This is a genomic window from Pseudomonas rubra, assembly GCF_028656935.1.
GTDB lineage: Bacteria > Pseudomonadota > Gammaproteobacteria > Pseudomonadales > Pseudomonadaceae > Aquipseudomonas > Aquipseudomonas rubra.
On sequence record NZ_JAMDGZ010000019.1, the window covers coordinates 180,123 to 194,063 of the forward strand.

A 13,941-nucleotide genomic window follows, 5' to 3' on the forward strand; every position below is an offset into this window, starting at 1 on the left:
CTGCGCAGGCGTCTATTCCTTCATGGGGAACAGCATGGCCCGAGTTCTGATCGTCGACGATTCGCCGACCGAAATGTACAAACTGACCGGTATGCTCGAAAAACACGGGCATCAGGTGCTCAAGGCCGAAAACGGTGCCGACGGTGTGGCTCTGGCCCGTCACGAAAAGCCCGATGCGGTGCTGATGGACATCGTCATGCCCGGGGTCAATGGCTTCCAGGCTACCCGCCAGCTGAGCAAAGACCCTGAAACCGCGCACATCCCGGTGATCATCGTCACCACCAAGGATCAGGAGACCGACAAGGTCTGGGGCCAGCGCCAGGGCGCCAAGGACTACCTGACCAAGCCGGTGGACGAAGACACCCTGATCAAGAAGCTCAACGACGTGCTCAAAGGTTGACCACCCGGCCCATGGGCGAGTCGCTGACGGCCTTCGAGCTGCTGCTGGACATCGACCGGCGTTGCCGCTTGCTGGCCGCCGACCTGCCGCTGCAGGAAACCCGCCTGCAGAGCTGGAGCGGCATTGGCTTTCGCATCGCCGAACAGTGGTTCGTCGCGCCCATGGGCGAAGTTGCCGAGGTCCTGCATGAGCCGCGCCTGAGTCGCATCCCCGGGGTCAAGCCGTGGGTCAGCGGCGTGGCCAATGTGCGCGGTCGCCTGCTGCCGGTGATGGACCTGCGTGGCTTCTTTGGCCTGGGCCTGTCGGCGCCGCGCAAGCAACGGCGGGTTCTGGTGCTCGATCATGACGAGCTGTTCACCGGGTTGCTGGTCGATGAAGTGCTGGGCTTGCAGCATTTTCCTCTGCACAGCCTCGACCTGTCGCCGCCAACCCCACTGCTCAGCGCTGCTGCGCCCTTTGTTCAAGGGCATTTTCAGCGCGAGCGCAGTTGGGCGATCTTCAGCCCCTTCGCCCTGGCCCAGGCGCCGGGTTTTCTTGATGTCGCGCTGTAAAGGAATGCCTCTCCCGTGACCACCACCAAGACGGCTCCATCGTCCCAGGGCTCCCGCAACAGCGCGCAGATCGCGGCGTTGTTCGTGGTGTTGATCCTGTCGATCATCCTGCTGTTCGCCAACTTTGCCTACCTCAACACCCAGGCCAACTACGACAAGCAGTACATCGGCCATGCCGGTGAGTTGCGCGTGCTGTCCCAGCGCATCGCCAAGAACGCCACCGAAGCCGCTGCCGGCAAGGCCGTGGCTTTTCGCTTGCTGAGCGAGGCGCGTAACGATTTCGAGCAGCGCTGGGGCTACCTGAAAAAAGGCGATGCCGGTACCGGCCTGCCCGCGGCGCCACCGGCGGTGCGCAAGGAAATGGACGCCGTGCTGCGCGACTGGGAGAACCTGCGCAAGAACACCGATACGATTCTGGCCAGCGAGCAGACCGTGCTGTCGTTGCATCAGGTTGCCGCGACCCTGGCTGAAACCGTGCCGCAGTTGCAGATCGAATACGAAAAGGTCGTAGAGATCCTCCTGCAGAGCGGGGCACCGGCCAGCCAGGTGGCCGTGGCCCAGCGCCAGTCGCTATTGGCCGAACGCATTCTGGGCTCGGTCAACACCGTGCTGGCCGGCGACGATACTGCGGTGCAGGCCGCTGATGCCTTTGGTCGCGACGCCAGCCGTTTTGGCCAGGTGCTCGAAGCCATGCTCGGCGGCAACGAAACGATCCAGATTACTCGCGTGCAAGATCCGGACGCCCGCGCGCGCCTGGCCGAGATCGCCGAGTTGTTCCAGTTCGTCGCCGGTTCCGTGGACGAAATCCTCGAAACCTCCCCCGAGCTGTTCCGCGTCCGTGAAGCTGCCGGCAGTATCTTCGGCCTGTCGCAAACCCTGCTCGATGAAGCCTCGCGGCTGGCCACCGGCTTTGAAAACCTGGCCGGTGGGCGCACCCTGGATACGGTCGGCGGCTACGTACTGGGCTTGCTGGCGCTGGCCTCGATCATCCTCATCGGCCTGGTGATGGTGCGCACCACTCACCGCCAGTTGCGCGAAACTGCCGAGAAGAACGAACGCAACCAGCAGGCGATCATGCGCCTGCTCGATGAGATCGAAGACCTCGCCGATGGCGACCTGACGGTGACGGTCTCGGTGACTGAAGACTTTACCGGGGCCATCGCCGATTCGATCAATTACTCCATCGACCAACTGCGCGATCTGGTGGCGACCATCAACCTGAGTGCCGAAGAAGTCGCCGCCGCCGTGCAGGACACCCAGAACACTGCACGTCAGCTGGCCAAGGCCTCCGAGCACCAGGCCCAACAGATCAGCGATGCCTCGGTGGCGGTCGGTGACATGGCCGAATCCATCGACCGGGTGTCCACCCACGCCTACGAGTCGGCGAAAGTGGCCGAGCGTTCGGTGGCCATCGCCAACAAGGGCAACGAAGTGGTGCACAACACCATCAATGGCATGGACAACATCCGCGAACAGATCCAGGACACCGCTAAACGGATCAAGCGCCTGGGCGAGTCGTCCCAGGAGATCGGCGATATCGTCAACCTGATCGACGACATTGCCGATCAGACCAACATCCTTGCCCTCAACGCGGCGATCCAGGCTTCGCTGGCCGGGGAAGCCGGCCGCGGCTTTGCCGTGGTGGCCGACGAAGTACAACGCCTGGCCGAACGCTCGTCGTCGGCCACGCGGCAGATCGAAGCCTTGGTGCGCACCATTCAGGCCGACACCAACGAAGCGGTGATTTCCATGGAGCAGACCACCGCTGAGGTGGTACGCGGTGCGCGTCTGGCCCAGGATGCCGGGGTTGCCCTGGCGGAAATCGAAGGCGTGTCGCAAACCCTCGCCGATCTGATTCACAGCATCTCCGATGCCGCCCAGCTGCAGACCTCTTCGGCCGGGCAGATCTCGCATACCATGTCGGTGATTCAACAGATCACCTCGCAAACCTCGGCGGGCTCAACCGCCACCGCCGAGAGCATCGGCAACCTGGCGCGCATGGCCAGTGAAATGCGCCGCTCGGTGTCCGGCTTTACCCTGCCGCCGGCGCCGCCGCGTTGAGGGCATCATGGTGATGGGAGCAGTTATGGCGGATCGGCACGATACGGTGGCGCTGGCCTGGGTCAAAGGCTCGATTGCCGACTGCCTGGGGCAAGCACGCCAGACCCTTGAACACTTCGCCGCCGAGCCCGGGGACGAAGCGGTGCTCGATGGCTTCATCGAACAGTTGCATCAAGTGCGCGGCTGCCTGCTGATGCTTGAACTCAATGGCGCAGCGCTGCTCGCCGAGGAGATGGAGCAACTGGGCCTGGCCTTGCGCCAGGGCCGTGCCAACCAGCGCGGCGAAGCCCTGGGGGCATTGTTTCGCGGCCTGGAGCAGTTGCCGCTGTACCTTGAGCGTCTGCGCAGTGCCCGCCGCGATTTGCCACTGGTGGTGTTGCCGGTGCTCAATCAGTTGCGAGCAGAGCGCGGCGCAGGGGCCTTGGCCCAGGACAGCCTGCTCGCCAGCAGTCCTGCTGACGCCGAACAGTTGGCCAACCTTGACCTGTACCTGGGCACCTGGCGCGACCGCCTGCAGGCCGGCCCCGATCGTGATGCCTTGCGTTCGGTCGTTGCGGCGTTGTGCGAGGACCTCAAACGGGTCAAGGAGCGCCTCGACCAGTTCGTGCGTGGCGATCGCCAGCATCTGGGCGAGCTGGAACCACTGCTGGCGCCGCTGCGACAGATCGCCGACACCTTGGCCGTGCTGGGCTTTGGTCAGCCACGGCGGGTGATCATCGACCAGGTGCTGGTGTTGCAAAGCCTGGCCCAGGGCCAGCGTGAACCTGCCGACGCCTTGCTGATGGATATCGCCGGGGCACTGTTGTATGTCGAGGCGACGCTGGCGGGCATGGTCGGGCCGCTGGAGCAGAACAGCCAGAGCCCGCTGCCCGGCACGGACCTGGCCGAAATTCGTCAGTTGGTGCTCGAAGAAGCCTATGCCGTGTTGCAGCAGGTCAAGGACCAGATCGGCGATTGTCTGGATGCCGGTTGGCAACCCCAGCGCCTGCAAGGGCTGCCAGGTTTGCTGCAGCAGATCCGTGGCGCCCTGGCGATGCTGATGCTGCCACGGGCTGCGGCATTGATCGGGCACTGCGGTGATTATGTGCAGCAGCGGCTGTTGAGCAGTGCATCGCTAACCGATCCGGCCGCCCTGGGGCATCTGGCCGAGGCCTTGAGCGCGTGTGAGTGCTACCTGCAGTGGCTGATCGCCGACCCTCAGGCCAATCCCTCGCGCTTCCTCGAAGTGGCGCAGAATAGCCTCGGTATGCTCGGCTATCGGCTGGAGGCTGAACCGGTGGTGGTCGAAGCGGCGCCGCTTGCGGTGCTTGAAGATCCGCCAGTTGACGACGAGCTTCGCGAGATCTTTCTTGAAGAAGCCAACGAGCTACTCCCTTTGCTCAATGCCATGTGGGCCCGCTGGCAAGCCGATGGCACCGACCGCGAGGCGTTGATCGAGCTGCGCCGTGGCCTGCATACCCTCAAGGGCAGCGGGCGCATGGTGTGTGCACAGGTACTGGCGGAACTGGCCTGGGCGGCAGAGCACTTTCTCAACCGTGTGCTCGAAGGCCGGGTGGAAATTGGCCAGGCGCCGTTGGCGGCGTTGCAGCAGGCGCTGGGTCAGTTGCCGGTGCTGCTCGGCGAGTTTGCCAGGGGCCAGGCGCCGGCCCACGCCGAAATCGAACAACTGGCCGCCCACCTGCATGCCCTGGCAATGAATGACCCGCACAGCCAGGCCGAGGCCAGCGAGGCCATTGACCCGCAGTTGCTGGAGATTTTCCGTAACGAAGCGCTGGGGCACCTGGATAGCCTGGAAGTCTTTTTGCGCGAGGCCGACCGGCATCTGCCGCTGGCGGTCAGCGACAGCCTGCAGCGTGCCTTGCATACCCTCAAAGGCAGTGCGGCGATGGCCGGTGTGTTGCCGATTGCCGAGCTGGCCGGTGGCCTGGATTTGCTGGCCCGTGAGTTCAAGGCCCATCAACTGGTATTCGACCTCGAAGAAATTTACCTGCTGGAAACCGCAGAGCCCTTGCTGCGGCGTGGTCTGCAGCAGCTGTTCAGTACACCGTTGGCGCCGATTGCCGGGGCCGCGACGTTGATCGCCGATATCCATCAGGTAGTCGATGCGCGCCTGCAAGCCTTGCTCGTTGCGCCCAGCCAGGGCTTGCGGGTCAAGCGTGACCCGCAACTGATCGCCAGCTTCCTGGCCCAGGGCATGGACATCCTGTTGGATGCCGAGTCGCTGCTGCTGCGCTGGCAGGAGCATCCGGGCGAGCGCCAGGAACTCAGCGCCCTGCTCGATGAATTGACTACCCTGGGGCAGAGCGCGCACCTGGCCGACCTGTGGCAAGTGGACGAACTGTGCGAAGCCCTGCTCGACCTGTATGGCGCCGTGGAGGAGAGTAGCCTGGCGGTCAGCGCGCGGTTCTTCAGCGAGGCCCAGGGTGCCCATGAAGCCTTGATCGACATGCTCGATCAGATTGCCGCCGGCCAGGAAGTCGCCCCGCGTCCCGAACGACTGCAGGCCTTGCGTGACCTGTTGGCCGAGGGCCTCGATCCCTCGGCCATGGGACTGGTCAGCAGCCAGGGCGGGGCAGTCACCGAGCTTGCCAGTGCCACCGCGGAACTGGCGGCCCAGGTGCCGGACCCCGCCGTGCTGGAGCTGTTTCTCGACGAGGCCAATGACATTCTCGACAGCGCCGGCCAGGCCCTGGCGCGCTGGTTGCTGGACATCGACAATGCTTCGGCGTTGTCATCGTTGTCGCGCGATTTGCAAACCCTCAAGGGGGGCGCGCAGATGGCCACCTTGGGGGCATTCGAAGCGCTGGCGCAAGAGCTGGAGCTTCTGTACGAAGGCTTGGTAGACCGCCGCTTCAGCGCTGGCGCCGAGCTGTTCGCCTTGCTCAAGCGTAGCCACCAGCAGCTGGCGCACATGCTTGAGCAGTTGCAGCAAGGCCAGTTGCCCACAGCTCAGGTCGAACTGCTGGCGGCGCTGCGCGAGTTCCGCCATGACGCACCGCAGCCGACACCTGTGGAAAAACCGGTCGAAGCGCAGCAGGATGCAGGCGACAAAGAACTGCTGGAAATCTTCCTCGAAGAAAGCCTCGACCTGGTCGAAAGCTCCAGCGCAGCGCTGCTGCGCTGGCAGGCCGAGCCGCGCAACGGCGTTGAAGTAGAGAACCTGCTGCGCGACTTGCACACCCTCAAAGGGGGGGCGCGGATGGTCGAGATCGCACCGATCGGCGACCTGGCCCACGAGCTTGAATTTCTCTACGAGTTGCTCGCAGCCGGCCAGCTGCAGCCCAGTGCAGCGCTGTTCAGCCTGCTGCAGAACTGCCATGACCGTCTGGCTCATATGCTCGACGCCGTGCGCCTGCAACAGCCGCTGCATGCGGCCACGGCGCTGATCGACTACATCCGCAACTTCAGCAGCGCGGCCCTGGCCGACGCCGGCGCCAGCCAGGCGCTAGCGGACACGGCACCGCCGGAGCTGCCGGTGACCGCGCCTGAGCGTGGCGCCGGTGACATGGTCAAGGTGGCTTCGGAACTGCTGGATGACCTTGGCAACCTAGCCGGGGAAAACTCGATCATCCGTGGCCGAATCGAGCAGCAGGTCAACGATGCGCAAGTGGCCTTGAGCGAGATGGAAACCACGCTGGAGCGCATGCGCGATCAGCTCAGACGCCTGGACACTGAAACCCAGGGACGCATCCTCAGCCGCCAGGCAGATGGCGATGGCCAGGCTTATGAGGATTTCGACCCACTGGAAATGGACCGCCATTCGCAGTTGCAGCAGTTGTCCCGGGCCCTGTTCGAATCGGCCTCCGACTTGCTTGACCTGAAGGAAACCCTGAGTGTGCGTGCCCATGACGCGCAGAGCCTGTTGCAGCAACAGGCGCGGGTCAACAGTGAGCTGCAGGAGGGCCTGATGCGCACGCGCATGGTGCCGTTCGAGCGCCTGGTGCCGCGTTTGCAGCGGGTGGTGCGGCAGGTGTCCAGTGAGCTGGGCAAGCAGGTCGAGCTGGTGGTCGGCAATGCTGAAGGGGAAATGGACCGCAGCGTGTTGGAGCGCATGATGGCGCCCCTGGAGCATATGCTGCGCAACGCCGTTGACCATGGCCTGGAGTCGCGGGAGGCGCGCCTGGCGGCGGGCAAGTCGGAGCAGGGGCTGATTTGCCTGAACCTGCTGCATGAAGGGGCCGATATCGTCATCGAAATGAGCGATGACGGCGCCGGGGTGCCGCTGGAAGCCGTGCGGCGCAAAGCGATCAAGCGCGGGCTGCTCGACCCTGCCGCTGTGCTCAGCGACCACGAGATCATGCAGTTCATTCTGCAGCCGGGGTTTTCCACTGCCGAGAAGATCACCCAGATTTCCGGACGGGGCCTGGGCATGGACGTGGTGCATGAAGAGGTCAAGCAGCTCGGTGGATCGATGGTGATCGAGTCGAACCCGGGCAAGGGCGCGCGCTTTCTGATTCGTCTTCCGTTCACCGTGTCGATCAACCGCGGGCTGATGGTCCACTACGGGGAAGAGCAGTACGCGATTCCGCTGAACACCATCGAAGGTATTGTCCGCGTGCCGCCAGCCGAGCTGGAAGCCTGTTATCAGCTCGATCCGCCGTATTACCAGTACGCCGGGCACCGCTACGCGCTGCACTACCTGGGTGAACTGCTGCAGGGCGCAACGCAGCCAAAGCTGTTGGGCCAGAGCCTGCCGCTGCCGGTACTGCTGGTGCACTCTCATGATCAGCAATATGCAGTGCAGGTCGATGGCCTGGCAGCCAGCCGCGAAATCGTGGTCAAGAGCCTCGGGCCGCAGTTTGCGGCGGTCCAGGGTTTGTCCGGGGCGACGTTACTGGGTGATGGGCGGGTGGTGCTGATTCTCGATCTGCCCGGCCAGTTGCGCGGTTTGCAGCAGATGGCCCGGCACCACCCGGGCAGCGCCGGTCAGCGCCGGGACAGCCTTGGCAGTTTGCCGGCAAGGCCGCTGCTGGTCATGGTGGTGGACGATTCGGTCACCGTGCGCAAGGTCACCGGGCGCCTGCTCGAGCGCCATGGCATGAATGTGCTGACCGCCAAGGACGGTGTCGACGCCATGGCCCTGTTGCAGGAGCATCGTCCGGATATTCTTCTGCTGGATATCGAGATGCCGCGCATGGACGGCTTTGAAGTCGCCACCCAGATTCGCCATGATCCCCAGCTCAAGGACCTGCCGATCATCATGATCACCTCGCGCACCGGCCAGAAGCACCGAGATCGGGCCATTGCCATTGGTGTCAACGACTACCTGGGCAAGCCCTATCAGGAATCGGTGCTGCTGCAGAGCATTGCCCAATGGAGTCACCGCGATGCTTGAACAAAACGCCCGGCATAACCGGCGCAGCAGCCTGACCGGCTTGCTGCTGCCCTTGAGCGATCGCTGCCTGGTGCTGCCCAACGTTGCCGTGGCCGAGTTGATCGGCTTTCAAGCCGGTAGTCCGACCCTGGAGCCGCCTGAATGGTTGCTCGGCTGGATCGACTGGCGTGGCCAGCGCCTGCCCCTGCTGAGCTTCGAGGCGGCGTGTGGTGGCCAGCTGCAGGTGGGCGAGCGGGCGCGCATCGTGGTGCTCAATGCCTTGGGCAGCAGCCCGTTGCGCTTTGTCGCCTTGCTGGTGCAGGGTATCCCGCGCTCGTGCAAGCTCGATAGCCAGCTCAACTTCGTCGATGTGCCGCTGGCCGCCCTGGAGCTGGCGGCGGTGCAGGTGGGTGAGCAGGTGGCGCGAGTCCCGGACTTGCCCGCACTGGAGCAACTGATGGTGGACGCAGGGGTGGTTTGAAACATTTGCCTGTGTAGGATGGGAGTCCTGTTTCAAGTCAGGAGGACCCTGTTGCATGTATCACGGTGAACGTTTCAACGCCTGGACCCATCTGGTCGGCGCCGTTCTGGCCTGTATCGGCGCCATCTGGTTGCTGGTGGTGGCAAGCCTGCAGGGCGATCCCTGGAAAATCGTCAGCCTGGCGATCTATGGTTTTACCTTGCTGTTGCTCTACAGCATCTCGACGCTGTATCACAGCGTGCGCGGCAGGGCCAAAGTGATCATGCGCAAGCTCGATCACCTGTCGATCTACCTGTTGATTGCCGGCAGCTACACCCCGTTCTGCCTGGTCAGCTTGCGTGGGCCCTGGGGCTGGAGCCTGTTCGGGGTGGTTTGGGGGCTGGCGCTGATCGGCATGCTGCAAGAGATCAAGCCGCGCTCGGAAGCGCGGGTCATGTCGATCATCATCTACGCGTTGATGGGCTGGATCGTCCTGGTTGCGGTCAAGCCGTTACTGGCCAGCCTCGGTACTGCAGGCTTTGCCTGGCTCGCAGGTGGCGGGGCGTTTTACACCATCGGCATCATCTTCTTTGCTTACGACAGCCGCTTTCGCCATTGGCATGGCATCTGGCACCTGTTCGTGATCGCCGGCAGCCTGCTGCACTTCATCGCGGTGTTCTTCTACGTCCTTTAAAAGTCGCCCCACAACTGCTGGGCGACGGACAGGGCGACCACCGGTGCGGTTTCGGTGCGTAGCACGCGTGGGCCCAGGCGCGCGGCGTGAAAGCCTGCGCCTTTGGCCTGCTCGACTTCCGCTTCGCTGAGGCCGCCTTCTGGGCCGATCAGAAAGGCCAGGCTGGCCGGCTTCTGATGGCTGATCATGGGCTCGGCGACCGGGTGCAGGACCAGCTTGAGGTCCTCGTCGCAAGCCTTGAGCCAGTCGGCCAGCAGCTGCGGCGGATGAATCACCGGCACGCTTGAGCGCCCGCACTGTTCGCAGGCGCTGATTGCCACCTGACGCCAGTGGGCCAGGCGCTTGTCGGCGCGCTCATCCTTCAGGCGCACTTCGCAGCGCTCACTGACGATCGGGGTGATGGCCGCGACGCCCAGCTCGGTGGCTTTCTGGATCGCCCAGTCCATGCGTTCGCCGCGGGACAGGCCCTGGCCGAGGTGGATGTGCAGGCTGGAGTCGGCTTGCCCGGCGAAGGCTTCATCGAGCTGCACGCGGACGGCTTTCTTGCCGACTTCGAGCAACTGGCCGCGAAATTCCTGGCCGCTGCCGTCGAACAGTTGTACGGCGTCACCGGCAGCCATGCGCAGCACGCGGCCGATGTAGTGGGCCTGGGCTTCGGGCAGGTCGTGCTCGCCGAGGCTCAGGGGGGCATCGATGAAGAAGCGGGACAGTCTCATGTACTAACTCTAAATATGTGTTGGTGCTATGTGGGAGTGGCGGTTCGACGCCTCGACTTGCCCCGCGATGCAGGCAACCCGGATCGCGGGGCAAGCCCGCTCCTACAGGCGATGGGGTTAGCCCGGATCGCGGAAATTAGGGTGGAAGTCAGCCGGCACCGCCACGCTGACCTTGCTGCTGGTGGCAATGTCGATGCCTTCAGTGGCCACCTGGGCAAGGAAGTCGATCTGCTCTGGGGTGATCACATAAGGCGGTAGGAAGTACACCACGCTGCCCAAGGGGCGCAGCAGGGCACCGCGGCTCAGAGCGTGCTCAAAGACCTTCAAGCCGCGGCGTTCCTGCCACGGATAGGCGCTCTTGCTGGACTTGTCCTGGACCATCTCGATGGCCAGGGCCATGCCGGTCTGGCGCACTTCGGCGACATGCGGGTGGTCGACCAGGTGCGCAGTCGCCGTTGCCATTCGCTGGGCCAGCGCCTTGTTGGCTTCGATGACGTTGTCTTGCTCGAAGATATCCAGGGTCGCCAGCGCTGCGGCACAGGCCAGCGGGTTGCCGGTGTAACTGTGAGAATGAAGAAAGGCGCGCAGGGTCGGGTAATCGTCGTAAAAGGCGCTGTACACCTCGTTGGTGGTCAGGCAGGCTGCCAGCGGCAGGTAACCACCGGTCAAGGCCTTGGACAGGCACAGGAAATCCGGACGGATGCCGGCCTGTTCGCAGGCGAACATCGTCCCGGTGCGGCCAAAGCCTACGGCGATTTCGTCGTGGATCAGGTGCACGCCGTAGCGGTCGCAGGCTTCGCGCAACAGCTTGAGGTACACCGGGTGGTACATGCGCATGCCACCGGCGCCCTGGATCAGCGGCTCGACAATCACCGCAGCGACGCTGGCGTGGTGCTCTGCCAGGGTCTGCTCCATGGCCGCGAACAGGTTGCGCGAGTGTTCTTCCCAGCCCATGCCTTCGGGGCGCAGGTAGCAGTCCGGGCTGGGTACCTTGATGGTGTCGAGCAGCAATGCCTTGTAGGTTTCGGTGAACAACGGCACATCGCCAACCGCCATCGCCGCAATGGTCTCGCCGTGATAGCTGTTGCTCAGGGTGACGAAACGCTTTTTCTCTGGCTGACCCTTGTTCAGCCAGTAGTGGAAACTCATTTTCAGCGCCACTTCGATGCAGGACGAACCATTATCGGAGTAGAACACCCGGTCCAGGCCTGCAGGGGTGATCTGCACCAGACGCTCGGACAGCTCGATCACCGGTTGGTGACTGAAGCCGGCGAGGATCACATGCTCGAGCTGGTCGACCTGGTCCTTGATGCGCTGGTTGATGCGCGGATTGGCATGACCGAAGGCGTTGACCCACCAGGAGCTGACGGCGTCGAGGTAGCGTTTGCCTTCGAAGTCTTCCAGCCAAACGCCTTCACCGCGCTTGATCGGAATCAGCGGCAGCTTTTCGTGGTCTTTCATCTGGGTGCAGGGATGCCACAGGACCTTGAGGTCGCGTTCCATCCACTGTTGGTTGAGGCCCATTTCGATTCTCCTGACGACGGCGGCTTGGACATGCCGCGCAAGCCTATGCAAAGCGCCGGTCGAGAACAACCCGTACGCTGCAATCAGGGTGCTGGGCTTGCTGGCGGGGGCGCTTGGCGTGGCGTATCCTTCGGCTACTCTTTCTGGGGGATCCCCCCAAAACACTTCTGCTTTATATCCGGAGTTCGCCAAATGTCTGCTGGTTGGCTGCGCGCCTGTGCGCTGGTAATGATAGGACTGTTCAGCGGCGCTGCGCTGGCCAAAGACAAGGCCCCGACGGCAATCGTCGTCGGTGGCGGTCTGGCCGGCCTGACAGCCGCCTATGAGTTGCAGAACAAAGGCTGGCAGGTGACCCTGCTGGAAGCCAAATCCGGCATGGGCGGGCGCTCGGGCCTGGCCACCAGTGAATGGATCGGCAACAGCAAGGCCCAGCCGGTGCTCAACCAGTACCTGGACGCCTTCAAGCTCAGCACCCTGCCGGCGCCGGAGTTCGTGCGCACTCCTGGCTATCTGATCGACGGCGAGTATTTCAGCGCGGCCGACCTTGCCACCAAGCAACCGGCCACTGCCGAGGCGCTCAAGCGCTACGAGAAGACCCTCGACGACCTGGCGCGTTCGATCGATGATCCCCTGAACCCGGCGGCCAACAGCACCCTGTTTGCCCTGGACCAGCTCAACGTTTCCGGCTGGCTCGACAAGCTGCAGTTGCCAGCTACCGCGCGTCAGTTGATCAACCAGCAGATCCGTACCCGCTACGACGAGCCTTCGCGCCTGTCGCTGCTCTACTTCGCCCAGCAGACCCGCGTCTACCGTGGCGTCAGCGACCGTGACCTGCGCGCCGCACGCCTGCCTGGCGGCAGCCCGGTATTGGCCCAGGCCTTCGTCAAGCAACTGAAGACCATCAAGACCCAGTCGCCGGTCAGCGCCATCATTCAGGACAAGGACGGCGTTACCGTCAAGGTGGGTAGCGTCGGTTACCAGGCCGACTATGTCGTGTTGGCGGTACCGCTGCGTGCGCTGTCGAAAATCCAGATGACCCCAGGCCTGGACACCAAACACCTGGCTGCCCTCAAGGGCACCAACTACGGCTGGCGCGACCAGCTGATGCTCAAGTTCAAGACACCGGTGTGGGAAAGCCGCGCGCGGATGTCCGGCGAAATCTACAGCAATACTGGTCTGGGCATGCTCTGGATCGAGCCTGCGCTCAAGGGCGGCGCCAACGTCGTAATCAACCTCTCCGGTGACAACGCCCGTCTGCTCCAGGCCTTTGGCGACAAGCAGATGGTCGATCAGGTACTGATTCGCCTGCACGCCTTCTACCCGCAAGCCCGGGGTGCCTTCAGCGGTTACGAAGTACGCCGTTACAGCACCGACGCTGGTACCGGTGGCGCCTACCTGGCCTACGGGCCAGGCCAGATCAGCAAGTTCTGGCGCCTGTGGGAGCGTCCGGTGCAGCGCATTGCCTTTGCTGGTGAGCACACCGATGCGATGTACCCAGGCACCCTCGAAGGCGCACTGCGCAGTGGCCAGCGCGCTGCCAGTCAGGTCCAGGACCTGGCTGCCGGCAAGTCGTTCGAACCGGTCAAGGCGGTTGCTGCTACCGCCGCTGCAGGCACCGCTGCAGCGGCGGCGGCGAGCAAGGGCAACTTCTTCAGCAACCTGTTTGGCGGCTCGTCCGACAAAGCGGCCAAGGCCGAGGCACCGGTGAAGCAGGAAGAGGGCAAGCCAGGGTTCTTCAAGCGCCTGTTCGGTGCAGCTGACAAGCCTGCCGAGCAGCCAGCGGCCAAGCCGGTCGAGGTGGCTCCGACACCAACCCCGGCGGCTGCACCAGCGCCTGTGGTGGCACCCGTGGCCAAGGAAGAGCCAGTCAAGGCGCCGGTGAAAGCGACCCCGGCCAAACCTGCGGCCAAGCAGGCACCGGCGAAGAAGCCGGTAGCCAAGACGCAACAGCAGCAGAAGACGGCAGCCAAGGCTGCACCGGCCAAGAAAGCCGCCGCCAAGGCGGAGCCTGCGAAAAAGCCGCTGGCCAATACCCAGGCCAAGGTGCAATAGAGCGCTGACTTCATCGCCGGCAAGGCCGGCTCCCACAGGGTTTTGTGCAAGCTGAACTTGTGGGAGCCGGCGTTGCCGGCGATGGGCCGTATCGCGGCCCCAAGACCCTCAGGGGCTTCCCTTCCCACGTAGTTAATGTTTCCTTAATAGCTTCGCCTCATACTAAAGA

At 63.8% G+C, this 13,941-nt stretch carries 9 protein-coding genes; 7 read left to right on the forward strand and 2 right to left on the reverse strand.

What is annotated here, in order from left to right; genetic code table 11:
- Positions 1 to 34: 34 nt before the first annotated feature.
- From pilH to trhA, 6 genes are read left to right on the forward strand one after another with little or no spacing between them, the layout of a single operon-like run.
- Positions 35 to 400, forward strand: a complete 366-nt coding sequence (gene pilH, locus M5G17_RS10360; protein ID WP_130262694.1) for a twitching motility response regulator PilH — start codon at positions 35 to 37, stop codon at positions 398 to 400.
- Complete coding sequence (locus M5G17_RS10365) at positions 397 to 951, forward strand: chemotaxis protein CheW (protein ID WP_130262696.1); 555 nt, start codon at positions 397 to 399, stop codon at positions 949 to 951. The genes pilH and M5G17_RS10365 overlap by 4 nt, the downstream gene beginning before the upstream one ends.
- Before the next feature lie 15 nt (positions 952 to 966).
- Entirely contained in the window at positions 967 to 3,012 is a 2,046-nt protein-coding gene (locus M5G17_RS10370) for a methyl-accepting chemotaxis protein (RefSeq protein ID WP_273892826.1), read from the forward strand.
- A 25-nt stretch (positions 3,013 to 3,037) separates the two neighbouring features.
- Complete coding sequence (locus tag M5G17_RS10375; protein ID WP_273892827.1) at positions 3,038 to 8,347, forward strand: hybrid sensor histidine kinase/response regulator; 5,310 nt, start codon at positions 3,038 to 3,040, stop codon at positions 8,345 to 8,347.
- Positions 8,340 to 8,807, forward strand: a complete 468-nt coding sequence (locus M5G17_RS10380; protein WP_130262702.1) for a chemotaxis protein CheW — start codon at positions 8,340 to 8,342, stop codon at positions 8,805 to 8,807. The genes M5G17_RS10375 and M5G17_RS10380 overlap by 8 nt, the downstream gene beginning before the upstream one ends.
- A 55-nt stretch (positions 8,808 to 8,862) precedes the next feature.
- Positions 8,863 to 9,480 carry a PAQR family membrane homeostasis protein TrhA gene (gene trhA / locus M5G17_RS10385; protein ID WP_273892828.1) on the forward strand — a complete coding sequence of 206 codons (618 nt, stop codon included), beginning with the start codon at positions 8,863 to 8,865 and terminating at the stop codon, positions 9,478 to 9,480.
- Here trhA and M5G17_RS10390 read toward each other — a convergent pair.
- Both M5G17_RS10390 and M5G17_RS10395 read right to left on the reverse strand, forming a co-directional pair.
- Positions 9,477 to 10,196, reverse strand: coding sequence for a 16S rRNA (uracil(1498)-N(3))-methyltransferase (locus tag M5G17_RS10390; RefSeq protein WP_273892829.1), 720 nt, complete (start codon positions 10,194 to 10,196; stop codon positions 9,477 to 9,479). The two genes, trhA and M5G17_RS10390, sit on opposite strands and share 4 nt — an antisense overlap.
- Before the next feature lie 117 nt (positions 10,197 to 10,313).
- The gene (locus tag M5G17_RS10395; protein WP_273892830.1) at positions 10,314 to 11,720 is read right to left on the reverse strand and encodes an adenosylmethionine--8-amino-7-oxononanoate transaminase; all 1,407 of its coding nucleotides are present in this window, start codon (positions 11,718 to 11,720) and stop codon (positions 10,314 to 10,316) included.
- Positions 11,721 to 11,912: 192 nt separating this feature from the next.
- Here M5G17_RS10395 and M5G17_RS10400 point away from each other — a divergent pair, with 192 nt between their 5' ends.
- Positions 11,913 to 13,772 carry a flavin monoamine oxidase family protein gene (locus M5G17_RS10400; RefSeq protein ID WP_273892832.1) on the forward strand — a complete coding sequence of 620 codons (1,860 nt, stop codon included), beginning with the start codon at positions 11,913 to 11,915 and terminating at the stop codon, positions 13,770 to 13,772.
- Positions 13,773 to 13,941: the final 169 nt, after the last annotated feature.

Excerpts from the sequence above, each read along its gene's own strand:
- M5G17_RS10380 (WP_130262702.1), top strand. The coding sequence starts at position 8,340 with ATGCTTGAACAAAACGCCCGGCATAACCGGCGCAGCAGCCTGACCGGC.
- pilH (WP_130262694.1), top strand. The coding sequence starts at position 35 with ATGGCCCGAGTTCTGATCGTCGACGATTCGCCGACCGAAATGTACAAA.
- M5G17_RS10395 (WP_273892830.1), bottom strand. The coding sequence starts at position 11,720 with ATGGGCCTCAACCAACAGTGGATGGAACGCGACCTCAAGGTCCTGTGG.
- M5G17_RS10375 (WP_273892827.1), top strand. The coding sequence starts at position 3,038 with ATGGCGGATCGGCACGATACGGTGGCGCTGGCCTGGGTCAAAGGCTCG.
- M5G17_RS10400 (WP_273892832.1), top strand. The coding sequence starts at position 11,913 with ATGTCTGCTGGTTGGCTGCGCGCCTGTGCGCTGGTAATGATAGGACTG.
- trhA (WP_273892828.1), top strand. The coding sequence starts at position 8,863 with ATGTATCACGGTGAACGTTTCAACGCCTGGACCCATCTGGTCGGCGCC.
- M5G17_RS10390 (WP_273892829.1), bottom strand. The coding sequence starts at position 10,196 with ATGAGACTGTCCCGCTTCTTCATCGATGCCCCCCTGAGCCTCGGCGAG.